The organism is Cupriavidus sp. 21MJTG02-4, assembly GCF_057798975.1.
Genome location: NZ_JBYOJP010000005.1, coordinates 63176 through 86322 on the forward strand (window position 1 = coordinate 63176; position 23147 = coordinate 86322).

General features: G+C 66.7%; 22 protein-coding genes. 16 read left to right on the top strand and 6 right to left on the bottom strand.

Going from position 1 to position 23147, the window contains the following annotated elements:
- The first annotated feature begins 249 nt into the window (after positions 1 to 249).
- From AC3FKH_RS11940 to AC3FKH_RS11985, 10 genes are all read left to right on the top strand, one after another.
- Positions 250 to 816 (top strand): RNA polymerase sigma factor, encoded by a 567-nt coding sequence (locus tag AC3FKH_RS11940; RefSeq protein ID WP_483710907.1) that lies wholly within the window; start codon positions 250 to 252, stop codon positions 814 to 816.
- Positions 813 to 1250: a DUF3619 family protein gene (locus AC3FKH_RS11945; protein ID WP_488675740.1), complete on the top strand. Its 438-nt coding sequence runs from the start codon at positions 813 to 815 to the stop codon at positions 1248 to 1250. The genes AC3FKH_RS11940 and AC3FKH_RS11945 overlap by 4 nt, the downstream gene beginning before the upstream one ends.
- 2 nt (positions 1251 to 1252) lie before the next feature.
- The gene (locus AC3FKH_RS11950) at positions 1253 to 2005 is read left to right on the top strand and encodes a DUF3106 domain-containing protein (protein WP_488675741.1); all 753 of its coding nucleotides are present in this window, start codon (positions 1253 to 1255) and stop codon (positions 2003 to 2005) included.
- Positions 2006 to 2110: 105 nt separating this feature from the next.
- Entirely contained in the window at positions 2111 to 2647 is a 537-nt protein-coding gene (locus AC3FKH_RS11955) for an RDD family protein (protein ID WP_488675743.1), read from the top strand.
- Positions 2644 to 3627 carry a lipase family alpha/beta hydrolase gene (locus tag AC3FKH_RS11960; RefSeq protein WP_488675745.1) on the top strand — a complete coding sequence of 328 codons (984 nt, stop codon included), beginning with the start codon at positions 2644 to 2646 and terminating at the stop codon, positions 3625 to 3627. The genes AC3FKH_RS11955 and AC3FKH_RS11960 overlap by 4 nt, the downstream gene beginning before the upstream one ends.
- 116 nt (positions 3628 to 3743) lie before the next feature.
- The gene (locus AC3FKH_RS11965) at positions 3744 to 4742 is read left to right on the top strand and encodes a UDP-2,3-diacylglucosamine diphosphatase (protein WP_488676271.1); all 999 of its coding nucleotides are present in this window, start codon (positions 3744 to 3746) and stop codon (positions 4740 to 4742) included.
- Positions 4743 to 4800: 58 nt separating this feature from the next.
- Entirely contained in the window at positions 4801 to 5925 is a 1125-nt protein-coding gene (locus AC3FKH_RS11970; RefSeq protein WP_488675747.1) for a glycosyltransferase family 4 protein, read from the top strand.
- On the top strand, positions 5855 to 6340 hold the full coding sequence (locus AC3FKH_RS11975; protein ID WP_488675748.1) for a diacylglycerol kinase: 486 nt from the start codon (positions 5855 to 5857) through the stop codon (positions 6338 to 6340). Before AC3FKH_RS11970 ends, AC3FKH_RS11975 begins: the two co-directional genes overlap by 71 nt.
- 94 nt (positions 6341 to 6434) lie before the next feature.
- Positions 6435 to 7142 (top strand): TetR/AcrR family transcriptional regulator, encoded by a 708-nt coding sequence (locus AC3FKH_RS11980; RefSeq protein WP_488675750.1) that lies wholly within the window; start codon positions 6435 to 6437, stop codon positions 7140 to 7142.
- Positions 7139 to 7723 (top strand): LOG family protein, encoded by a 585-nt coding sequence (locus AC3FKH_RS11985; RefSeq protein ID WP_488675752.1) that lies wholly within the window; start codon positions 7139 to 7141, stop codon positions 7721 to 7723. The genes AC3FKH_RS11980 and AC3FKH_RS11985 overlap by 4 nt, the downstream gene beginning before the upstream one ends.
- A gap of 31 nt (positions 7724 to 7754) precedes the next feature.
- Here AC3FKH_RS11985 and AC3FKH_RS11990 read toward each other — a convergent pair whose 3' ends face one another.
- The 5 genes from AC3FKH_RS11990 to AC3FKH_RS12010 all read right to left on the bottom strand — a co-directional run bounded on the left by AC3FKH_RS11990 (position 7755) and on the right by AC3FKH_RS12010 (position 13346).
- Entirely contained in the window at positions 7755 to 8360 is a 606-nt protein-coding gene (locus AC3FKH_RS11990) for a DUF924 family protein (RefSeq protein WP_488675753.1), read from the bottom strand.
- A gap of 45 nt (positions 8361 to 8405) precedes the next feature.
- Positions 8406 to 8825 carry a group II truncated hemoglobin gene (locus AC3FKH_RS11995; protein ID WP_483710896.1) on the bottom strand — a complete coding sequence of 140 codons (420 nt, stop codon included), beginning with the start codon at positions 8823 to 8825 and terminating at the stop codon, positions 8406 to 8408.
- A 37-nt stretch (positions 8826 to 8862) separates the two neighbouring features.
- On the bottom strand, positions 8863 to 11472 hold the full coding sequence (locus AC3FKH_RS12000; protein WP_488675755.1) for an ABC transporter permease: 2610 nt from the start codon (positions 11470 to 11472) through the stop codon (positions 8863 to 8865).
- Between the two features lie 71 nt (positions 11473 to 11543).
- Positions 11544 to 12155: a DUF4126 domain-containing protein gene (locus AC3FKH_RS12005; protein ID WP_488675756.1), complete on the bottom strand. Its 612-nt coding sequence runs from the start codon at positions 12153 to 12155 to the stop codon at positions 11544 to 11546.
- 93 nt (positions 12156 to 12248) lie between these two features.
- Entirely contained in the window at positions 12249 to 13346 is a 1098-nt protein-coding gene (locus tag AC3FKH_RS12010) for a substrate-binding domain-containing protein (protein WP_488675758.1), read from the bottom strand.
- A gap of 142 nt (positions 13347 to 13488) precedes the next feature.
- Between AC3FKH_RS12010 and AC3FKH_RS12015 the strand changes: the two genes are divergently transcribed.
- Positions 13489 to 14322 (top strand): ABC transporter substrate-binding protein, encoded by an 834-nt coding sequence (locus AC3FKH_RS12015; protein ID WP_488675760.1) that lies wholly within the window; start codon positions 13489 to 13491, stop codon positions 14320 to 14322.
- Positions 14323 to 14382: 60 nt separating this feature from the next.
- On the opposite strand, the gene AC3FKH_RS12020 is transcribed toward AC3FKH_RS12015, so the two are convergent.
- Entirely contained in the window at positions 14383 to 15330 is a 948-nt protein-coding gene (locus tag AC3FKH_RS12020; protein WP_488675762.1) for a LysR substrate-binding domain-containing protein, read from the bottom strand.
- Between the two features lie 210 nt (positions 15331 to 15540).
- On the opposite strand from AC3FKH_RS12020, the gene xdhA reads away from it, so the two are divergent.
- The 5 genes from xdhA to guaD all read left to right on the top strand — a co-directional run bounded on the left by xdhA (position 15541) and on the right by guaD (position 23042).
- Positions 15541 to 17043, top strand: coding sequence for a xanthine dehydrogenase small subunit (gene xdhA, locus AC3FKH_RS12025; protein WP_488675764.1), 1503 nt, complete (start codon positions 15541 to 15543; stop codon positions 17041 to 17043).
- Between the two features lie 12 nt (positions 17044 to 17055).
- A complete protein-coding gene (gene xdhB / locus AC3FKH_RS12030) occupies positions 17056 to 19419 on the top strand; it encodes a xanthine dehydrogenase molybdopterin binding subunit (RefSeq protein ID WP_488675765.1) in 2364 nt (787 codons plus the stop codon).
- Between the two features lie 168 nt (positions 19420 to 19587).
- The gene (xdhC, locus tag AC3FKH_RS12035; RefSeq protein WP_488675767.1) at positions 19588 to 20580 is read left to right on the top strand and encodes a xanthine dehydrogenase accessory protein XdhC; all 993 of its coding nucleotides are present in this window, start codon (positions 19588 to 19590) and stop codon (positions 20578 to 20580) included.
- Between the two features lie 20 nt (positions 20581 to 20600).
- Complete coding sequence (locus AC3FKH_RS12040; RefSeq protein ID WP_488675769.1) at positions 20601 to 21656, top strand: adenosine deaminase; 1056 nt, start codon at positions 20601 to 20603, stop codon at positions 21654 to 21656.
- A gap of 63 nt (positions 21657 to 21719) precedes the next feature.
- The gene (guaD, locus tag AC3FKH_RS12045; protein ID WP_488675770.1) at positions 21720 to 23042 is read left to right on the top strand and encodes a guanine deaminase; all 1323 of its coding nucleotides are present in this window, start codon (positions 21720 to 21722) and stop codon (positions 23040 to 23042) included.
- The last annotated feature ends 105 nt before the right edge of the window (positions 23043 to 23147 follow it).

Here is a 23147-nt window from a genome sequence, read left to right on the forward strand (position 1 = left end):
GCCTCATAAGCGGCCTGATGAGACAACCACTGATGTCGTGTGAACCGTCGATGATACTGCAATGCATCAGCGCGGTCTACGATCTTTTGTGTCGCCCCGCCGCCATTTTGCAGAGGGGTTCTTGTATTAGGGACAATACAGAAGTGGTCATGGCCACTTGTTTTTTGCTAGCATCGCACCACTCCGGCTACGCCGCGAGCCGTTCGCAGCACATCCGCCAGCACAGAGATATCGTTTTCACCCGCCTGCATGGCTACCGACCAGGAACTGTCCGACTTTCTCGCCAGCGTCGAGCGGCGCGCCTTCAAGCAGGCGGTCTTTGCCGTGCGCGACGACGAAGCGGCGCTGGACATCGTCCAGGACGCCATGATCAAGCTGGCGGAAAAATACGGCGACAAGAGCGCCGCGGAATTGCCCCCGCTGTTCCAGCGCATTCTGCAAAACACGATTCACGACCATTTCCGCCGCCAGAAGGTACGCAATACCTGGGTGTCGCTGTTCTCGAGCCTGCGCGACGAACGCGACGGCGACGACAACGACCTGCTCGATACACTCGAAGCCCAGCCCGGATCGGAGCTGGCCGAGAGCAGCGCCGACAAGGTCGAGCGGGCACAGGTGATGCATATCATCGAGCAGGAAATCCAGCGTCTGCCCACGCGTCAACGCGAGGCATTCCTGATGCGTTACTGGGAGGATATGGACGTCGCCGAAACCGCCGCGGTCATGGGGTGCTCAGAAGGCAGCGTCAAGACGCACTGTTCCCGTGCCACGCATACCCTGGCGCAAGCATTGCGCGCACGGGGGGTTCGACTATGAGCAGAAACGACAGAGAAATTCAGGAACTACGCTTCGCGCATGAGGTTCGCGCTGCACTTGACGCATCGACCGACAATTTGCCGGCCGATGTGAGCGAGCGGCTGGCCGCTGCGCGCCGTATGGCGCTGGCCCACAAGAAGGCCGAGGCGCCGGTGCGCGCACCGCAATTCGCCATGCCGACCGGCCATCACGCGCCGTCGTTCGACGACGAAGACGATTCTGCCTTGCACCGGGTCGGCAGCTGGCTGAAGCGGGGCGCGCTGGTCTGGGCCCTGGTCGCGCTCGGCGCCGGCCTGATCGGCATCTATCACTGGCAGCAACAGAAGCGTGTCGAGGAACTGGCGGACATCGATGCCGCCATGCTGCTCGACGACCTTCCCCCCACGGCATACGCCGACCAGGGCTTCCACGTGTTCCTGAAGCGCGGGCAATAGACATGGCCCGCGCGACTTCCCGCCCCGACGCAATCCGCCGCCGGCTGGAAACCCTGCTGCTGTCGGGTTTCTGTGCCGCCGCCGTCTGGTGCCTGACACCGCCCACCGCCTATGCGCAGGGCCCGGTGTCGGCGCCGCAGGCCACGCCGGCTGTCAATGCACGCCCGGCCTGGTCGGAACTGACACCGGTCCAGCAGCGCATCCTGGGGCCGCTGCAGCCGCTGTGGGACACGCTGCCCGAACTCAACCGGCGCAAGTGGCTGCGTATTGCCGAACGCTATCCGAAATTTTCGCCGGATGAACAGGCACGGCTGCAGACGCGGATGGCCGAGTGGGTCAAGATGACGCCGCAGCAACGCCGCCTGGCGCGCGAAAACTACCAGATCACGCGAGCCGTGCCGGCGGAGAAGAAAGCCGAGGCCTGGGACAAGTACCAGCAGTTGCCCGAAGAGCAGAAGAAGAAGCTGGCGGCCGCCGAGCGCGTGCCGCGCAGGCCTGGCGCGGTCAGTGCGCTGCCCAGCGGCAAACGCCTGCCCAGTGACACCAGCCACCAGATTCGCCAGGACAAGAAGGCTGCCGCACTGACGGCAAAGCCGGCCTCGGCGGCGGCTGCCAGGGCCGGCACCGCCGACGCACCGGCCGCCCCGGCGGCGGCAACGCCGCCGGCAAACGCTCCGGCAGCCCCCGCGTCCGCACCGGAAGGCGGGTCCGAAGCCGCTGCCGCCACCCAGGCCGACAGCACAATCCGGCAGTAAAGCGCCCCACGGACAGCCATTTGGCATAATCGCCGGATTCCGCCCATGCCCGGGCCAGGCCCGGCCACGCCGGAACGCTTGTCCAAGGTCATCCGATTCCGTGCCATGCCTGCCGCCACCCTCGCTCCGTCGCCCGCCGTCTCCTCGCATCCGTCCGCCCCACCGCTACGTCGACGCATCGCCTGCATGCTGTACGAGGGCGTACTGCTGTTCGGCGTGTTGAGCGCCTCGACGGCGTTATTCCTGCTGATCCGCCCGATGCTGCAGCAGCTTGGCCTGGACAACCCCTATGCCATCCAGGGTTGGAGCTTTGTGGTCATGGGACTCTATTTCACCTGGTTCTGGCAGCGCAGCGGCCAGACTCTGGCCATGCAGACCTGGCGCATGCGGATCGAGACCGCCCAGGGTGAGCCGCCGCGCTGGCCGCAGGCCGCCCTGCGCTATGTGCTGGCGTGGCTGTGGCTGCCGCCTTCGGCAGCGCTCGGGCATTGGCTCGGCCTGGTGAAAGGCCCGTTCGTCGGCGTGCTCTGCGGCGGGCTCTTCGTGTGGATCCTGCTGGCCTTGCTCGATCCGCGCCGCCAGTTCCTGCACGACCGCCTGGCGCGCACGCGCGTGACCGACCTGCGGCCACCGCGCCCATGACCCTGAGCGCCGCCGGCGCGCGCCGCGTGGCGGTAACGCTGCAGGCTGCCACTGCGGCGGGAATCGGCTGGCTACTGACGCAATACGCCGGCTGGAACTGGCCGGCGGCACTGCTCGCCGGTATCGCGGCAGTACTGGCCGGACTGGCCCTGGGCATCGGACTGGCCTTCGCCATGACGCTGCGCGGTACCGGCGTGGCGCGCCACCAGCGCCCTCCTACCGCGCCGGCCGGGCTTGCCCGCGGCAGGTTTCCGCTGCGGCCCCTCGAGGCCATCCGGTGCTTCGCCAATGAGTACATTGCGGTCTTCCGCATGTTCAACTGGCTGCAGCCGTTCTGCTCTCACCGCCGATACGCGCAGCTCGCGGAAACGTTTGACACCCGCCCGATGCCTACCGTGCTGCTGGTGCATGGCTACGCTTGCAATCATGCCGTCTGGCTGGACCTGCAACCCGCGCTGGCGGCATCCGGCTATCCCTGCGAAGCCATCGACCTCGAGCCAGTTCTGGGCGATCTCGACGACTATGCCGACGCCCTGCGCCGGCATATCGGCCAGGTCAATGCGCGTACAGGCCAGCCCCCGCTGCTGGTATGCCACAGCATGGGCGGGCTGGTCGCGCGGGCGGCACAGGTGCGCGCCGGCGGGAACCTCTGCGTCGGAATCGTCACGCTTGGCACCCCGCACCACGGCTGCGCCCTGGCACGCTTCGGCGCAGGCCGCAACAGCTGGCAGATGCGCTGCGGCAGCCCCTGGCTGGGGGCGCTGGCCCGGACCGAAGCCGAGGCACCTTTCTCGCGCACGCGCCTGGTGTCGATCTTCAGCTGGCACGATTCCATCGCCGGACCGCCGTGCACCAGTTGGCTCGAGGGCGCGCGGCACACGGCGCTGACGGGCATTGGCCACGTATCGCTGCTGCGCGATCCGCGCGCCATCACGGCCGTGCTCGACGCGCTGGCCTTCCTGCGCACGACCGCGCCCTGATATCCCCGGGCGGTGCTGTCGGATGGCGGCAACGTTTCATATGTCATTCATGTTTCCGTCACGGCTTCGTCATGGCGTACTGGCTGAATGCAGCCATCGCCGTCATCGGGGCCGCCATGGTTCATGCAATCCGGTCTGCACTCGGAATTCTGTCGGGAGTCTCGCACAGGCTGCGTGGCAGTCCTGATCCCGAACTCTCGCAGGTCTTGTCGCGCATCGCCGCGCTCGCGGCCTTCGTGCCGCCGCCGGCCGAGCCCCCCGCCCTGCCGGCGCTGGCACCGCCGTCCGATGCCAGCCAGCATTTCCCGCCCGAGCCGCACCCGATCCAGCAGTACCGCGCGATCTGGCTGTCCGACATCCACCTCGGCACCGCCGGCTGCCAGGCCGACTACCTGCTCGATTTCCTCAAGCACAACGAATCCGAACGGCTCTACCTGGTCGGCGACATCATCGACGGGTGGCAGCTCCGGCGCGGCTGGTACTGGCCGCAGAGCCACAACGACGTGGTGCAGAAGCTGCTGCGCAAGGCGCGCAAGGGCACCGAGGTCATCTACGTCCCCGGCAATCACGACGAAGTCGCCCGGCAGTTCGACGGCCTGGCGTTCGGCGACATCACGGTGCGCGAGGAAGCCGTCCACGTGACGGCTTCCGGCAAGCGCCTGTGGGTCGTGCACGGCGACCTGTTCGACGGCGTGGTGCAGCACGCGCGCTGGCTCGCGTACCTCGGCGATTCGCTGTACACGGTGATCCTGGCGATGAACCGCCACTTCAACCGCATCCGCGCACGGCTCGGCTTCCCGTACTGGTCGTTGTCGCAGTACCTGAAGCACCAGGTCAAGAACGCGGTGAACTACATCAGCTCGTTCGAACACGCGATGGTCGACGAGGCGCGCCGGCGCGGCTGCGACGGCGTGGTCTGCGGCCACATCCACAAGGCCGAGATCCGCGACGTGAACGGCCAGCTCTACTGCAACGACGGCGACTGGGTCGAAAGCCTGTCGGCGCTGGTCGAAACCATGGAAGGCGAGCTCAAGATCGTCTACTGGACCACGCTGCTCGACGCGCCGCAGGCCATGCCGCGCAAGCGCCGTCGCGCGGCCGCCATCACGGGCTAAACCGCCGGCCCGATCCCCCAATTTTTCAAGAACGCGGTCACACCACCGAGGAGTCCGCATGAAGATCCTGATCGTCACCGATGCCTGGGAACCGCAGGTCAATGGCGTGGTGCGCACGCTCAAGTCGACCCGCCGCGAGCTGGAGGCCATGGGCCACACGGTGGACATGATCACGCCGCTGGAATTCCGCACCGTGCCGTGTCCGACTTATCCCGAGATCCGCCTGTCGCTGCTGCCGTCGGCGCGCGTGGCGCAACGCATCCGCGACTTTGCGCCGGACGCGCTGCATATCGCCACCGAAGGTCCGCTGGGCATGGCCGCGCGCCGCTACGCGCTGCGCCGCGAAATGCCGTACACGACGGCCTACCACACGCGCTTCCCGGAGTACGTGCAGGCCCGCTTCGGCATTCCGCTGTCGTGGACGTACCGCTTCCTGCGCTGGTTCCACGGCCCCGCGCAAGCCGTGATGGCGCCGACGCCCGTGGTGCTGGACGACCTGCAGCGCTACGGCATCGGACACTGCGTGCTGTGGACGCGCGGCGTGGACCTGGACGTGTTCAGGACGCAACGCGTCAACGTGCTCAACACCGCGCATCCGATCTTCCTCTATGTCGGCCGCGTGGCCGTGGAAAAGAACGTGGAGGCCTTCCTGGCGCTGGACCTGCCGGGCTCCAAATGGGTGGTGGGCGACGGCCCCGCGCTGGGCTCGCTGCGCGCGCGCTATCCGGGTGCCAACTACCTCGGCGTGCTGAGCCAGCCAGAATTGGCCAGGGTGTATGCTTCGGCTGACGTGTTCGTGTTTCCCAGCCGCACCGATACCTTCGGACTGGTGCTGCTGGAAGCGCTGGCCAGCGGCCTGCCCGTGGCGGCTTATCCCGTGACCGGCCCGATCGATGTGCTTGGCGACAGCCCGGCCGGCGTAATGCACGAAGACTTGCGCGAAGCCTGCCTGGAAGCGCTGCGCATCGACCGCGCGTCCGCCCGCGCGCATGCCGAGCGGTTCTCGTGGCGTGCCGCGTCCGAGCAGTTCCTGGCGCACCTGCGTCCGCTTTCGGCCGGCGGCAGTACCGGCAGTGCGGACGATGTGCCTGTCCAACCCGCCCCACAGACCCATGCCGAAACCACCTCAGCCGCTGCCGTCCGACCCGTCGCTGCGGGGGCAGGGACCTCGCCCGCCAAGTAACGATTATTCGATCGAGCAGAACCCGCACAAGGGCAATCGCGGCCTGGCCCGTGCCTGGCATGCCGCGATCAACTCCTTTTCCGGACTGCGCTACGCCGTTCTCGAGGAAAGCGCGTTCCGCCAGGAGCTGACGCTTGTGGCAATCCTGGCGCCATGCGCATTCGTGCTGCCGGTCGGCACGGTCGAGCGCATCATGCTGCTGGGCACGCTGCTGGTGGTGCTGATGGTGGAGTTGCTGAACTCGAGCGTCGAGGCGGCGATCGACCGCATCTCGCTGGAGCGCCACAGCCTGTCCAAGCGCGCCAAGGATTTCGGCAGCGCCGCGGTCATGCTGGCGCTGATCCTCTGCGGCGGCACGTGGATCGCGATTGCCGGGCCGCACCTCGTTCACTGGTTGCGACAGCTGGCAGGCTGAGCCGCCGCGCTGGATGCCGCAAGGGCGAAAGGCATGCCGGGCCGATTGCTTATAATCGCTACCCTGCCCCGATTCACCGATCGCCCGGACGCCCATGGAACCCAAACCGCAAACCGGTCCCCGCCGCACCAGGGACCGCATCCTCGACGTCTCGCTGCGCCTGTTCAACGAAGTCGGCGAACCCAACGTCACCACCACGACCATTGCGGACGCCATGGAGATCAGCCCCGGCAATCTCTACTACCACTTCCGCAACAAGGACGACATCATCAATTCCATCTTCGTGCGCTTCGAGCAGGAGATGGAACGGCGCCTGAAGCTGCCCGAGGATCACAAGGCCACGCTGGACGAGAGTTGGGGCTACCTGCAGTACATGTCGGAGTTCCTGTGGAACTACCGTTTCCTGTACCGGGACATCAACGATCTGCTGGCGCGCAACCGCATGCTGGAGACCAACTTCAAGCGCATCGTCGGGCAGAAGAAACGCTTTGCGCTGGAGATCTGCACCCAGTTCATCGAAGATGGCGAGATGGAAGCGACCCCGGAGCAGGTCGAGGCGATCTGTACCAACATGGTCGTGCTCGCTACTTACTGGCTGTCGTTCCAGTTCGTGCAGCATCCGCGCCAGTACAACGACCCCGCGCAGATCCGCGGCTACCTGCACGGCTCCAGCTATCACATTTTTTCGATCCTGGCACCGTACCTGCGCGGCCGCGCGCGCGCGGCGTTCGAGCAGCGCGCGCGCGAATACGCCGCGTCCAGCGCGCCCCAGGAAAACCCGTCAGACAAGGACAAGAAGTGAAATCCGTTTGCGTGTATTGCGGTTCCAGCCCCGGCAACCGCCCCGAGTATGCCCAGGCCGCCCGAGCGCTCGGCAAGGCGCTGGTGGAAAACGACATGTCGCTGGTCTATGGCGGCGGCAAGGTGGGCCTGATGGGCATCGTGGCCGATGCCGTGCTCGAGCACGGCGGCACCGCGATCGGCATCATCCCCGACGCGCTGATGCAGAAGGAAGTGGGCCACCGCGGCCTGACCGAACTGCACGTGGTGCGCAATATGCACGAACGCAAGCAGATGATGGCCGACCGCGCCGATGCCTTTATCGCCATGCCCGGCGGCGTGGGCACGTTCGAGGAGCTGTTCGAGACCTTCACGTGGCTGCAGCTCGGCTACCATGCCAAGCCGGTCGGGCTGCTCAACGTGGCGGGCTTCTATGACGGCATGCTGGGCTTCCTGTCGCACGCGGCGCAGGAAGGATTCCTCAAGCAGGTTCATGCCGACCTGCTGCACGTGGCCGACACGCCTGCCGCGCTGCTGGGCAAGCTGGGCAACGCCCCGCGCGAGATCGTCGACAAGTGGCAGGAACGCCGCGACGAGACCTGACGCAGGGTCCGGTGCCGGGCAGGCCGCGTCATCAGAACCGCGAGCCCGGCTCCTTCAGGAAAGCCAGTTCCTCCGGCGTGCTGCGCCGGCCCAGGATGGCATTGCGGTGCGGAAAGCGCCCGAAGCGGGCGATCACCACCCGGTGCTTTTCCGCCCACTCCACCACATCGACCTTCCCGGCGGTTTCCTCGCGCAACCGCGTCGTCAGCCTGACGCTTTCGTCCTGGTCCTGCAGCGACTCCGAGTGCTCGAACGGCAGGTAGCAGAACATGCGGTGAAAGCCGGTCGGCAATTCTCGGTCCATCCCGCCCTCAACGATGCGCCGCGCCAGCGCCAGTGCCTGGGCGTCAGTCGCAAAGCTGCGCGGGTCGTTGCGGAACAGGTTGCGTGGGAACTGGTCCAGCAGCACCACGCGGGCGCAGGCGCCTTCGTGCGTGGCGCACCAGTCCTCGCCGTCGTCGGGGTCGCCGGAGTGGGCCGTCTCCCACAAGGTCAGGAAGCGTGAGCGGATCACGTCGTCGAACGCGGCGGACTTGGTGAACCATTCACGCCGCTCGGTGTTCCAGACCGGCGAACCATGATGGCCGAACCAGAACTCCAGCAGTTCGTGAGCGGCTTCGGGCAACTTGTCTTGCATCGTCCTACCCCTTCTTGAAAAGATTCTCGGGCGATCCGGGCCGCTTCAGCGGGCGACGTTGCGCATCCAGTCGGCGGTCTGGAAGAAGGCCTGCATCAGACGCAGCTGCAAATCTTCGGACAGGCCGATGTCCTGCATCGCCAGCGCCATGCAACGCATCCACTGGTCGCGCTCGCTGACGCCGATCTCGAACGGCATATGGCGCGCGCGCAGGCGCGGATGGCCGAAGCGCTCGATGAAATGATTGGGGCCGCCCAGCCAGCCGCACAGGAACCAGAACAGCTTGTCGCGCGACCCGTCGAGCGAAGGCGGATGGATTGCGCGCAGGCCGGCAAACTCGGGCTCCAGGTCCATCAGGTCGTAGAAGCGGTCCACCAGCTCGCGCACGCGCGCTTCGCCGCCGACCAGGTCGAAGGCCGTGACTTCGGTGCCGGCCTTGCCGGTGGATTCGGGTTCGGTACTCATTCAGATACTCGCAAACTGTGGTCGGAAAGCCGGAGCCTCATGCATCACGCAATGTCGCCAGCGCCGGCTGGCGCAGCACATCGCGCAGGCCCAGCCAACCGCCCGCAAAAGCGCACAGCATGCCAGAAACCACGCCGGTCGGCACGATCCACGGATTGAAGCGATAGGGGAAATCGAAGACATACTGGGACAACCCCCAGCCGACCGCAATCGCACCGAGACTGGCCAGCAGGCCGGCCAGCCCGCCGACCACCAGGAATTCCGCATACTGCGTTTGCCTGACCTGCGCGGCTGAAGCGCCGAGTGCCTTGAGCAGGCCGGCATCGCGCATGCGCTCGTCGCGCGCGCCCGACAGTGCCGCGTACAGCACCGTGATGCCCGCCGCCAGCGTGAAGACGAAGAGGAATTCCACGGCGGCAATGACCTGGTCCACCACTGCCTGGATCTGCCGCAGGATCAGGTCGGTGTTGACCATGGTGATGTTGGGAAACGCTGCAACCAGCCGGTTGCCAAGCGCCGCGCTCGCGGGCGGCAAGTGGAAGGCGGTGATATAGGTCTCGGGCAGCCCGTGCATGGCGGCCGGCGGCAGGATCACGAAGAAATTGACCCGCATCGATCCCCAGTCGAGCTTGCGCAGCGACGTCACGGGCGCCTGCACGGTCTGGCCGGCGACATCGAAGTGCAAGGTATCGCCGAGGCGGATGCCAAGGGTCTTGGCAATCCCTTCCTCGACCGATGCCCCCGCGCCGGTGCCATGGAGCCAGTGCCCCGCCACCACCTGATTGCCTTCCGGCAGCGCGTCGGTATAGGACAGGTTGAATTCGCGCTCCACCAGGTTGCGCGCGCGGCCTTCGGCGTAGCTGTCCGCACGGATCGGTCGTTCGCCGATTTGCGTCAGGCGTCCGCGCACCATGGGATACAGCAGGTCATGGATGCCGGCCGTGGCCAGCATGCCGCGCAACGGCTCGCGCTGGTCCGGCTGGATGTTGATGATGAAGCGGTTGGGCGCGTCGGCGGGTGTCGCGTTGCGCCACGAATCGACCAGGTCGTTGCGCGTCATGCCGAGCAGCAGCAGCGCCATCAGGCCCACCGCAAGCGCCACGGTCTGCAGCACGGTCACGGCGCGGCGCCGCTCCAGCACGGCCAGCGCGAAGCGCCAGCCCACGGCGGTGCGGCCCGACAGCCGGCCGCGCAGCGCGCGCGACAGCAGCATCAGCAGCACGAGCGCCAGCAGCGCGAACACGGCACCGGCCGCGGCAAACCCGACGGCAGTGGTGAGCCCGAGCCGCAGGTCGCGCGCTGCCACCAGCAACAACGCGACGAAGGCACCCAGGCCCAGCGCATAAGCTGCCCACGCCGACACCGGGGGCGGCCCGATATCACGGCGCAGCACGCGCAACGGCGCGATCCGCGTCAGCGCGAGCAACGGTGGCAGCGCAAAGCCCGCCAGCAGCACGAGCCCGGCCAGCACGCCCACGATCGCCGGCAACAACGACGGCTGCGGCAGCGAGACCTGCAGCAGCCCCCCCAGCGACATCAGCAACCCGTAGTGGGCCAGATAGCCCAGCACCACGCCCACCGTGGCCCCGGCCGCGCCGAGCAACAGGAACTCCAGGCCGAAGGCCGCCAGGATCTGCCGGCGCGACAGCCCCATGCATTTGTAGACCGCGCACGCGTCGGTATGCCGCTGCATATAACGACGCGCCGACATCGCGATCGCCACCGCGGCGATCATCGACGACAGCACCGCGACCAGCGACAGGAAGCGCTCGGCGCGGTCCAGCGTCGCGCGCATTTGCGGCTGCCCCGATTCGAGCGATTCCACGCGCGTGTTGCGCAGCTTGAGGCGGTCGATCTCCCCCGCCGCCCAGCGCTGGTAGGCACGGCCCGCGGCGTCGGGCCCCGCCACCAGCAGGCGATAGCTCACGCGGCTGCCCCAGCCGATCAGGCCGGTGCTGTCGAGATCGGACAGCGGCATCAGCACGCGCGGTGCGAAGTTCATGAAGCCCGCGCCGCGATCGAGTTCCTGCGTGACGATACGGTCGATGCGGAACGTGCGGCTGCCAAGCTGCAGGGCATCCCCCACACGCAGCCCCAGCGTGCCCAGCAGCGCCTCGTCCACCCACACCGTGCCGGGCGCCGGAATGCCTTCAACGGCCTGCTCCGGACCGCCGGGCACGGCGGCCACCTTCAGCTTGCCCCGCAACGGATAGGCAGGGCTGACCGCCTTGAGCGCGGCGAGCTGGCTCGGCGCTTCCGCGCCGGCCGGAGCATCGGCACGGCGTGCCGTCGCCATGCTCGGGAAGGTTACCGTGTGTGCCACCGCCATCCCGGCCTCGGCAGCATGGTTGGCAAACGCCGCATCGAACGGGTGGTCGGACACCAGCAGCACATCCGCCGCGATCATCTGCCGCGCGTCTCGCTCCAGGCCCAGGCGCATGCGGTCGGCCAGGAAGCCGACGCTGGTCAGCGCGGCGACCGCCAGCACCAGCGCAAACAACAGTAGGTAAAGCTCGCCGGCCAGCCAGTCGCGCCGGGCCATGCGCAGAGCCTGGCGCCAGGCGGAGAATCGATGTCCCGGCCGCGCTTCAGGAGCAACGGAAGCGGTAACGGCGGTGTCGGGCACGGAAGCGGGTTCGGTTGGCATCAATGGTGGTTCCAGTCTCTTTCACGGCGCTGCCAGACGGGCAATCAAGCGGCGCGCGGCCAGACAGGCGGTCAGGTTCGTCTTGCGGGCGGTCGCGGGCTATCCGTGCGGTTGCGCAAGGTGGCATGCAGGCGGCGCACGCCGCGCCAGAGCTTGGGCAGCAGCCAGACGGCAATTACCAGGAAAACTACCAGCAGGATCAGGAACAGCACCGGCAGGAAAAAGGCCAGCAGCAGGCTGCCGGTTGCCGTGACATCCTCGGTGAATGAGGCCGCCCAGTTCGAGAACGGTTCCGGCGAGACATTGATCAGCGCGCGCGTGCCGGCCTTGGCAACGTGGGCCGTGCCGGCAAGGGTTCCGCCGACCAGCCCGGCCGCGACCATCCACTGCGGGTCCATCTGGCCGAACGCCGCGGCCGCAAGGATGGCACCGGCAGGAATACGGATGAAGGTATGGATGCCGTCCCAGACCGAATCAAAGCCGGGGACCTTGTCGGCGATGAACTCCGCCAGCGCGAGCACCGCCGCCACGCCGATCACCCACCATGACTCCAGCGCGTGCAACCCCGGCGGCAGGTGCAGCCAGCCCAGCCGCGACAGCGCGCCGGCGGTCAGGACTGCGAGATAGAGGCGAAAGCCGCTGGCCCAGGACATGCCTGCGGCCAGCGCGGCGGTTTCCAGCATGGGGCTCCTTGCAATGGCGGAACAATGGCTCAGGGCACTCCAAGGAGTGTAGCGCGAACCCCGCGCCTGCAATCAGGCCCGGCCGCCAGCGGATCAGCCGCCCTCCTTGCCGTCGGGGCCGAACCACGGCAACGCTTCCTGCGGCGTGAGGATGCCGGCGGGCTCCGCCATGGCGTAGCCCGGCAATGCCTCGATGCGCCGCGCGAACGCGGGATCGGCCAGCAAACCCAGCAGGCCCGGCATCCAGCCCGCGGTCTGGTCGTTCTTGCGCAGCGCCAGGTAGTACGCCTCGCGCGTGAGCGGCACAAAACCCAGGCCCAGCGCCTCGGCATTCATGCGCAACCCGAAGCCGACCTGAGCACGCCCGGCATGCACGGCTTCAGCCACCTTTTCGTTGCTGAATTCGGGCTCGTCGTAGCCGGTGATCTGATCCGGATAGAGCCCGTCGGCAGCCAGGAGCTGGTCAAACAGCATGCGCGTGCCGGAACTGCGCTGCCGGTTGATGAAGCGTGTCCGGGTGCTGACCAGGTCACGCAGCGAATGGATTTTGCCAACCATGTCGGCCGCCACGATCAGGCCCTGTTCACGCCACGCCAGGCGCAGCAGGCGCACCGAGGCGGGCCGCAGCCACTTGCGCAGTGTCAGGTGCGCGACGGACCCCGCTGTCTGCACCGGCGACACATAAAAACCGGCCAGTTCCGATTGCCGTTCCTGCAGACAGATCAGTCCCTCGACGCTGCCGCAGAACACCGTGTCGATCTGGAGCCCGGCCGTCTGTTCCCGGATGGCGCCGGATAGCACCTCGATGGCGGGATCGTGGCTGCCGGAAAAATGCACGCAGGTCTGGGGCTGGGACGCGTCGTCAAGTTCCGCGGCGAACTCGGCCATGGCGCGTTGCACGGCAGGGTCGATGGTTTCTCGCAGACGCAATTCGGCACGCAGCAGGCGTTCGCCGAAACGCGTCAACGACGCGCCGCGGCCACGTTCCATGTCGAGCACGGGGCGTCCGAACATGTCCTCCCACGCCCGCATCACGCCCCAGGCGTGGCGATAGGACAAGCCGATCTCGCGCGCGGCGCGATGCAGCGAACCAGTCTCGCGCACAGCCTTGAGCAACTGGAACACCTTGGCATTGGCACGCGGGTTGTCATCCTCCGCAATCACCGGAAATAACTCAAAACGGAAGTTCATATGTTCCGCCTTGCATATTTACATCCTGAATGTGCTTCGACCACAATGAATCACCCCGTTTTTCATGTAGTTTTGTGCATTCTCCATGACCTGCCAAGGCATGGCAATTATGTTTTTATAGACATAACTCAAGGAACCCTATATGTCACGGACTGCATTCCGGAAGCTTCCCGTCGTAGTCGGCGTCCTTTGCCTGGTCGCCTTTTCCGCCGCGCAGGCCGGAGAACTGAAGCTTGCCACGACCACCAGCACGGAGAACTCGGGGCTGCTCAAGTACCTGCTGCCGAAGTTCGAGCAGAAGACAGGCGTGAATATCAAGGTCATTGCCGTGGGCTCAGGCAAGGCCATGAAGATGGGCGAGATGGGCGACGTGGACGTACTGCTCGTTCACGCGCGCAAGATGGAAGACGAATTCATGGCGGCCGGCTATGGCGTCAACCGCCGCGACGTCATGTACAACGACTTCATCGTGGTGGGCCCGGCCAGCGATCCGGCGGGCATCAAGGGCGGCAAGGACGTGCTCGCGGGCTTTCGGAAGCTGGCGGGCAGCGGCAGCAAATTCATTTCGCGCGGCGACAATTCCGGCACCGACGTGATGGAGAAGGACTACTGGAAGCAAATCGGCGTTGAGCCGAAGGGACAGCCCTGGTACGTCAATGCAGGCCTCGGCATGGGCGAGGTCCTGACCATGGCCGCGCAGATGCCCGGCTATACGCTGTCGGACCGCGCCACCTACGGCGCGTATCGTGCCAAGACGGGGCTGGCGATCGCCGTGCAGGGCGATCCGAAGATGTTCAATCCGTACGGGATCATCGCGGTGAACCCGGCCAAGCACCCGGGCACCAACTACACCGACGCGATGAAGCTGGTGGAGTGGATTACCTCGCCGGAAGGCCAGCAGGCCATTGCTGGCTACAAGGTGGAAGGCGAACAGCTGTTCTTCCCGGACTACAAGGCCACGCAGGCCAGCAAGTAAGCCGGTCACGCCGCTTAGTGCGGAGACAGGACCGTCCGGCGCTGCCTCTCCTTTTCCGCTTCAACCCGCCTCGGCCTCCAGCCGCGGCAATTGCGGCAGATCGGCGGCGACCTCCGCAATCATCCTGCGCATCCACATCACATCCGGCGCGGCGTGGCAGCGTTCGTGCCAGAGCTGGTAGAAGCGCATGCGCGGAAACGTCACCGGCGCAGGCACCATCCGGATCGGCAGGTACTGCGCATAGTGCGCAGCAAACTGGCGTCCGGTGGTGAACACCATATCGGTCTTCATCAGCACATACGGCACCAGCCCGAAATAGGGCAGCGTCACCTGGATATTGCGCTTGTAGCCCTGTTCGGCGAGCGCCTGGTCGATCATGCTGCGCTGCATCGATGCATAGGGCGCCGGCGCCAGGTGGGGCATCTCAAGGTAGTGCTTCAGCGTCAGCCCCTTGCGCGCGAGCGGGTGCTGGCCGCCCAGCATGCAGACCACCTCGTCGTCGAACAGCGGCGAGATATGCAGGTGTTCGGGCGGCGACAGCCAGTTGCCGACGACGATGTCCAGTTGCCCCTGCTCCAGGTCTTCGAGGAAGTCGCCCGACGAAGTCATCGGATGCACGAACAGCTTGGCGCCCGGGGCCAGGCGGCGCATGCGCTCGACGATATTGGGCAGGAAGAAGGCATCGAGGTAGTCCGGTGCGCCAAGGTGGAACGTGCGCGTGGTGGTGGCCGGGTCGAACTGCTGCGGCGGACGGGCGATGCGGTCCATCGCCGCCAGGCTCTGCTCGGCCAGCTCGAGCAGTTCGCGCCCGCGCTCGGTCGCCACCATGCCGTTCTTGCCCCGCACCAAAATAGCGTCGCCGGTGATGTCGCGCAGCCGCTTGAGCGTATTGCTGATGGCCGGCTGCGACTGGCCCAGGCGCACGGCCGTGCGGGTCACGCTCTGCTCGGTCAGCAGGGTGTGGAGCACCCGCAGCAAATAGGTATCGAGATGGTCGCGTCCATGCATGGCGATAAGGGCCGTGCCGGGGCTGGGCCGGCAGGCTGGCGTGGGGTAAGGGAACGGCGCATAGTGTATGTCACGCAACCCGCCATCGGTCAATCCGCGTGGCGGCCGAGCCGATGGACGGGCATGCTGATGGGGCATATCACCTGGGCGGAATATTGCATGAATTGCGCCAATGCTATGTTTCCGCCATCACAGAACGAGATAAAGACCATGGAGACGCAAACCATCCGCTTTTTCCACCGCGGCCAGGTCAGGGAAGTATCCGACGCCCCCGTTACCCGCACCGTACTGCAGTACCTGCGCGAGGACGTCCGCTGCACCGGCACCAAGGAAGGCTGCGCTGAAGGCGACTGCGGCGCCTGCACCGTCGTGATCGGCGAGCTGCAGGACGGCGGCGATGTCGAATTCAAGGCCGTCAACGCCTGCATCCAGTTCCTGCCCACGCTCGACGGCAAGGCGCTGATCACCGTCGAGGACCTGCGCCAGGCCGACGGCACCCTGCACCCGGTGCAGGAAGCCATGGTCGAATGCCATGGTTCGCAATGCGGCTTCTGCACGCCCGGCTTCGTCATGTCGCTGTGGGCGCTGTACCAGCAGCACACCCCGGGCGGGGAAGCGCCAGCCCGCCAGACGATTTGCGACGCGCTGACCGGCAACCTGTGCCGTTGCACCGGCTACCGCCCGATCATCGACGCCGGCGAGCGCATGATGGCCCTGCCCGCGCCGCACGCCAGCAAGCTCGACCCGAAGCAGATCGCCGACAAGCTGCGCAACCTCAAGCGCGGCGAGACCTTCCGCTACAGCGCCAAGGGACAGAATTTCTACGCCCCGCGCACTGCGGCGGAGTTCGGCGCGATCAAAGCCGCCGAGCCTGGCATCCGCATCCTGGCGGGCAGCACCGATGTGGGCCTGTGGGTCACCAAGCAATTCCGCGAACTCGGCAACCTGCTCTACATCGGCCAGGTAGAAGACCTGCAGTCCGTCGAAGAGCGCGACGGCATGATCGAGATCGGCGCCGGCGTGACGCTGGAGAAGGCCTACGCCGCACTGACCGCTGCGCACCCAGAACTCGAGGAGATGTGGAAGCGCTTCGCCTCGCTGCCGATCCGCAATGCCGGCACGCTCGGCGGCAATATCGCCAACGGCTCGCCGATCGGCGACTCGATGCCGGCGCTGATCGCGCTCGGCGCCGAAGTGGTGCTGCAACACGGCGAGACGCGCCGCACGCTGCCGCTCGAAGACCTCTACCTGGCTTACCAGAAGACGGCTATGGTCGAGGGCGAGTTTGTCGCCGCGCTGCGCGTGCCGGTCAAGGGACCGCAGCACTTCAGGACCTACAAGTTGTCCAAACGGTTTGACGAGGATATTTCCGCGGTGTGCGCTGCATTCGGCATTACGGTCGAGCAAGGTGTGGTGACGCAGGCGCGCATCGCGTTTGGCGGCATGGCCGCCACGCCCAAGCGCGGCGCGGCCACTGAAGCCGCCCTGATGGGCCAGCCGTGGAACGAGGCGACCGTGCGCGCCGGCATGGCGGCACTGTCGCAGGACTACACACCGCTGTCCGACATGCGTTCGACTGCCTCGTACCGCACACGCGGTGCCGCCAACCTGCTGTACCGCTTCTGGCTGGAGACGCGCGCCGATGCGCTGCCCGCATCCGCCGTCAATGTCCGCGCGCTTGGCGCCGGCGCCACCGCAACCGTCACGGCCTGAGGAGAGATCGGCATGAACAAGCAAACCGAACCCTTCCTGCTCGACGCCAGCGTGGCCGACGAGACCGTGCCGCAGGTCGGCATCTCGCGTCCGCATGAATCGGCGCACCTGCACGTGGCGGGCACCGCCACCTATACCGACGACATCCCCGAGCTGGCCGGCACGCTGCACGCGGCGCTCGGCATGAGCAGCCGCGCCCATGCCCGCATCAAGTCGATTTCGCTCGACAAGGTGCGTGCCGCGCCGGGGGTGATCGATGTGCTGACCGTGGACGACATTCCGGGCGTCAACGACTGCGGCCCGATCATCCACGACGATCCGATCCTGGTGCGGGACGTGGTGCAGTTCATCGGCCAGCCGATCTTCGTGGTGGTGGCCACGTCGCACGATGCAGCGCGCCGCGCCGCACGTCTGGGCGTGATCGAATACGAAGACCTGCCGCCGGTGCTGTCGCCCGAGGCCGCGCACGCGGCAGGCAGCTACGTGCTGCCGCCGATGCACCTGACGCGCGGCGAGCCACAGCAGCATATCGCTGCCGCCGCGCAGCGCGATGCGGGCAATATCCGCCTGGGCGGGCAGGAACAGTTCTACCTGGAAGGCCAGATCGCCTACGCCGCGCCGCGCGAGAACGACGGCATGCATGTGTGGTGCTCGACCCAGCACCCGACCGAGATGCAGCACGCCGTGGCCCATATGCTGGGCTGGCACGCGCACCAGGTGCTGGTGGAATGCCGGCGCATGGGCGGCGGCTTTGGCGGCAAGGAATCGCAGTCGGCGATGTTCGCGTGCTGCGCCGCGCTGGCGGCCTGGAAGCTGCTGTGCCCGGTCAAGCTGCGCCCGGACCGCGACGACGATATGATGATCACCGGCAAGCGCCATGACTTCGTGTTCGACTACGAAGTCGGCCACGATACGGAAGGCCGCATCGAAGGCGTGAAGATCGACATGGTGTCGCGCGCCGGTTTCTCGGCCGACCTGTCCGGGCCGGTGATGACGCGCGCGATCTGCCACTTCGATAACGCCTACTGGCTGCCGAACGTGCAGATCGACGGCTACTGCGGCAAGACCAACACGCAGAGCAATACCGCGTTCCGCGGCTTCGGCGGCCCGCAGGGCGCGTTCGCGATCGAGTACATCCTCGACAACGTGGCGCGCAATGTCGGCAAGGATTCGCTGGACGTGCGCCGCGCCAACTTCTACGGCAAGACCGACCGCAATGTCACGCCGTACGGCCAGACCGTGGAGGACAACGTCATCCATGAACTGATCGACGAACTGGTGGCCACGAGCGAATACCGCGCGCGCCGCGAAGCTACGCGAGCGTTCAACGCAACCAGCCCGGTCCTGAAGAAGGGCATCGCGATCACGCCGGTAAAGTTCGGCATCTCGTTCAATGTGGCGCACTACAACCAGGCCGGCGCGCTCGTGCACGTGTACAACGACGGTTCGGTGCTGGTGAACCATGGCGGCACCGAAATGGGCCAGGGCCTGAACACCAAGGTGGCGATGGTGGTGGCGCATGAACTGGGCATCCGCCTGGAACGCGTGCGCGTGACCGCGACCGACACCAGCAAGGTGGCCAATACCTCGGCCACCGCGGCATCGACCGGCGCCGACCTGAACGGCAAGGCCGCACAGGACGCCGCGCGCCAGATTCGCGAGCGCCTGGCCGAGTTCGCCGCCCGCAAGGCTGGCGTAACGCCGGAGAGCGTGCGCTTCAACGATGACCTGATCGTGGCCGGCGAGCTGCGCCTGTCTTTCGGCGACCTGGCCCGCGAAGCCTACGTGGCGCGCGTGCAGCTGTGGTCGGACGGTTTCTACACCACGCCCAAGCTGCATTGGGACCAGAAGAAGCTGAACGGCCGGCCGTTCTATTACTTCGCTTATGGCGCGGCCTGCTCCGAGGTGCTGGTGGACACGCTGACCGGCGAATGGAAGCTGCTGCGCGCCGACGCGCTGCACGATGCGGGCCAGTCGCTGAACCCGGCCATCGACATCGGCCAGGTGGAAGGCGCCTTTATCCAGGGCATGGGCTGGCTGACGACCGAGGAACTGTGGTGGAACAAGGATGGCAAGCTGATGACGCACGCTCCGTCCACCTACAAGATCCCGACGATCAACGACTGCCCCGAAGATTTCAACGTGCGCCTGTTCCAGAACCGCAACGTGGAAGACAGCATTCATCGCTCCAAGGCTGTGGGCGAGCCGCCGCTGCTGCTGCCGTTCTCGGTGTTCTTCGCGATCCGCGACGCGATCGCCGCCGTGGGTGACTATGAAGTCAACCCGCCGCTGCGCGCGCCGGCCACCAGCGAAGCCATCCTGGACGCCGTAGATGCGGTGTACGCCATGCGCGAAAGCGCTGCACAGCCGGCCTGACGCGCGCGCCTGCCGGGCCCGCCGGACTTTCCCCCCTTGCCTGCTTTCGGGCGGGCAAGGGGCCGGCCGCCCGCGCAGGCGCGCGCCACTGCGCTGGCACGCAAACCATCGACCACAGCATTGACCACGAGACCGGCACCAGCCGGCAGTCACGACCAAGGCCCCGACATGCAGGACGCACCGCTCAAACCCTTCCGCTTCGCCGACGCCGCGCGCATGGTACGCACCGGCGTGCCGGTGGCGATGGTCACCATCGTCGAAGTCAAGGGCTCCGCGCCGCGCGAGCCGGGCATCCGCATGCTGGTCAGCGCCAACGACCTGGTCGGCACCATCGGCGGCGGGCACCTGGAATGGCGCGGCATGGATATCGCGCGTGCCATGCTGGCAGAAGGCAAGCAGCTGCGCCGCATCGAGCGCATTCCGCTGGGCCCGGCGCTCGGCCAGTGCTGCGGCGGGGTCGTGCAACTGGGCTTCGAAATCCTCGGCAAGGATGACCTGGGCTGGCTGGATGCCGTGGAAACCGCTTTCGCCGCGGGCAAATCACTCCAACGCGTGGTGCCTGTGCAGGGCGCCGTGACCGCCACCGAAAGCCGTGCCGTGATCCGGTCGGTCACGTTGGAAGCCAACGGCTGCTGGACCGACACCCTCGTCCCCGACGAGATGCACGTCGTCCTGTTCGGCGCCGGCCACGTCGGTCATGCACTGGTCAAGGTGCTGGCCAACCTGCCGTGCCGCGTGCACTGGGTCGATGAACGCGACACGCTGTTCCCGGCCGGCCTGCCCGACAACGTCGAGGCCGAGGCCAGCGACACGCCTGAAGCCGTGGTCGCGCAGGCGCCCGCGGGCAGCTATTTCCTGGTCATGACGCACAGCCACGCGCTCGACCAGACCCTGTGCGAGGAGATCTTCCGGCGTACGGACTTCGCGTATTTCGGGCTGATCGGCTCCAAGACCAAGCGCGCGCGCTTCGAGCACCGGCTGGCGGACTACGGTGTCGACCCGGCCCGCTTTCCGGAGATGACTTGCCCGATGGGGGTATCCGGGATCACAGACAAGGCTCCGGCTATGATTGCGGTAGCCATCGTCGCCCAGTTGCTGCAGGTCCGCGACCAGCGTCTCGCCGCGCTGCACGCGAGCCACGGGGAGACGGTGCATCCGTAACCACAAGACCGAGGCCCCACATGACCATCGATGCCGCGCTGGCGGACAAGATCCGCCGTACTCCCAAGGCTGAACTGCACGTGCATATCGAAGGCACGCTCGAACCCGAGCTGATCTTCCGGCTGGCCCAGCGCAACCAGGTAAGCCTGCCCTACCCGAGCGTCGAGGCCCTGCGCGCGGCGTACGCGTTCACCGACCTGCAATCGTTCCTGGACATCTACTACGCCGGCGCCAGCGTGCTGCTGACGGAAGAAGATTTCTTCGACATGACGATGGACTACGTCAAGCGCGCCGTCGCCGACAACGTCCGCCACGCCGAGATCTTCTTCGATCCGCAGACCCACACCGCGCGCGGCGTGCCGATCGGCACCGTGATCGACGGCATCGCCGACGCACTGGCCCAGGCGCGTACCGAATACGATTTCTCGAGCAGCCTGATCCTCTGCTTCCTGCGGCACCTGTCCGAGGAAGACGCATTCGCGACGCTGGAAGCCGCGATGCCCTACCGCGACCGCTTTGTCGGCGTCGGGCTGGATTCGTCGGAGCAGGGCAACCCGCCCGAGAAGTTCGCGCGCGTGTTCGCGCGTGCCCGCGAACTCGGCCTGCGACTGGTGGCCCACGCCGGCGAGGAAGGCCCCGCGCAATATGTCATCGACGCGCTGGACATCCTCAAGGTCGAGCGCATCGACCACGGCGTGCGGTCGATCGACGATGCCGCGCTGATCGAGCGCCTGGCGCGCGAACGCGTGGCGCTGACGGTGTGCCCGCTGTCGAACCAGAAGCTGAAGGTGCATCCGGACCTGCGCGAGCATCCGCTCAAGCGCATGCTCGATGCCGGCGTCATGGTCACGCTGCATTCGGACGATCCGGCCTACTTTGGCGGCTACATGAACGCCAACTGGGAAGCCACGTTCGAAGCGCTGCCGCTCGATGCGGCCGATGCGCACAAGCTCGCGCGCAACAGTTTTGAAGCGGCTTTCCTGCCTCCTATGCAGAAGGCCGAATTCCTGGCGGAGGTCGACCACTTCTGGTCGGCCACGCCGACGTCCCCGCCCGCCACGGTCCCAGCGGCCTGAGCGAGGCGCATAGCAATAGCCCGGCCCTGCGCGTGCGCGCAGGCCGGTCCCGAGAGACAGACCATGACGACCACTCCCCCGACCCCGTCCATTACCCGCGCGATCCGCGGCCGCGTGCTGCATTTCCTGCACGACCCGCAGTTCCACGAGGACGCCTATCAGTATTGGGAAGATGGTCTGCTGATCGTCACCGCCGGCCGCATCGTCGCTGCCGGCGACTACCAGGCATTGGCCACGCGCATCCCGGCGGGTGCAGAGGTCGTGGATCACCGCGGCAAGCTGATCGTGCCGGGCTTCATCGACACACACGTGCACTACCCGCAGACCGACATCATCGCGTCGCCGTCGCCGGGCCTGCTGCACTGGCTGGACACCTACACCTTCCCCGAGGAACGCCGCTTTGCCGAGCCCGAATACGCGCGCGCGGTGGCCGGCTTCTTCACCGACGAACTGCTGCGCAACGGCACCACCAGCGCGGTGGTCTGGAGCACGGTGCACAAGGCCTCGGCCGAGGCGCTGTTTGCCGAGAGCGAGCAGCGCAACCTGCGCATGATCACCGGCAAGGTGATGATGGACCGCAACTGCCCCGAATTCCTGCGCGACATCGCCGAGACCGGCGCGCGCGATTCGGCCGACCTGATGTCGCGCTGGCATAACAAGGGCCGCCTGGCCTACGCTATCACGCCGCGTTTCGCCCCGACCTCGACCGAAGCGCAACTCGCGGCCTGCGGCGAACTGGCAAAGGCCTACCCTGACGCGTTCATCCAGACCCACGTCGCCGAGAACCGCGACGAGGTGAAATGGGTGGCCGAGCTGTTCCCCGACGCGCGCAGCTACCTGGACGTGTACGACCGCTATGGCCTGCTGCGCCCGGGCGCGTTCTACGGCCACGCCATCTACTTGGACCAGGATGACCGCCGGCGCTTGGCCGACAGCGGCGCCGCGGTCGCGCACTGCCCGACGTCGAACCTGTTCCTCGGCAGCGGCTTCTACGACTTCCACCAGTCCGACGCCAACCGCCTGAACGTGACGCTGGCCACCGATGTCGGCGGCGGCACCTCGTTCTCGATGTTCCGCACCATGAACGCCGCGCACAAGGTCGCGCGCATGGGCGGCTACCACCTGACGGCGCTGCGCATGTTCTATCTGGCGACGCGCGCCGCGGCCGAGGCGCTGGGCTGGTCCGACCGCATCGGCAGCTTCAGCGAGGGCTGCGAAGCCGACTTCATCGTGCTGGATCCGCAAGCGACGCCGCTGATTGCCCGCCGCAGCGGCCGTTCCGAGACGCTGGAAGAGCAACTGTTCGCCTTTGCCATGCTCGGCGACGACCGTGTGATCGACAGCGTCTATGTGATGGGCGAGGCAGTACAGACGCCGGTCATGTGATGACTGACCGACCTTCGGCCACATTGCGCGGCCGAAGGTCGCTATTACCCGGGACCGCTCCGGCACGAATTGACGGTGATCAAGACTCGGACCGGCGAACCCCTC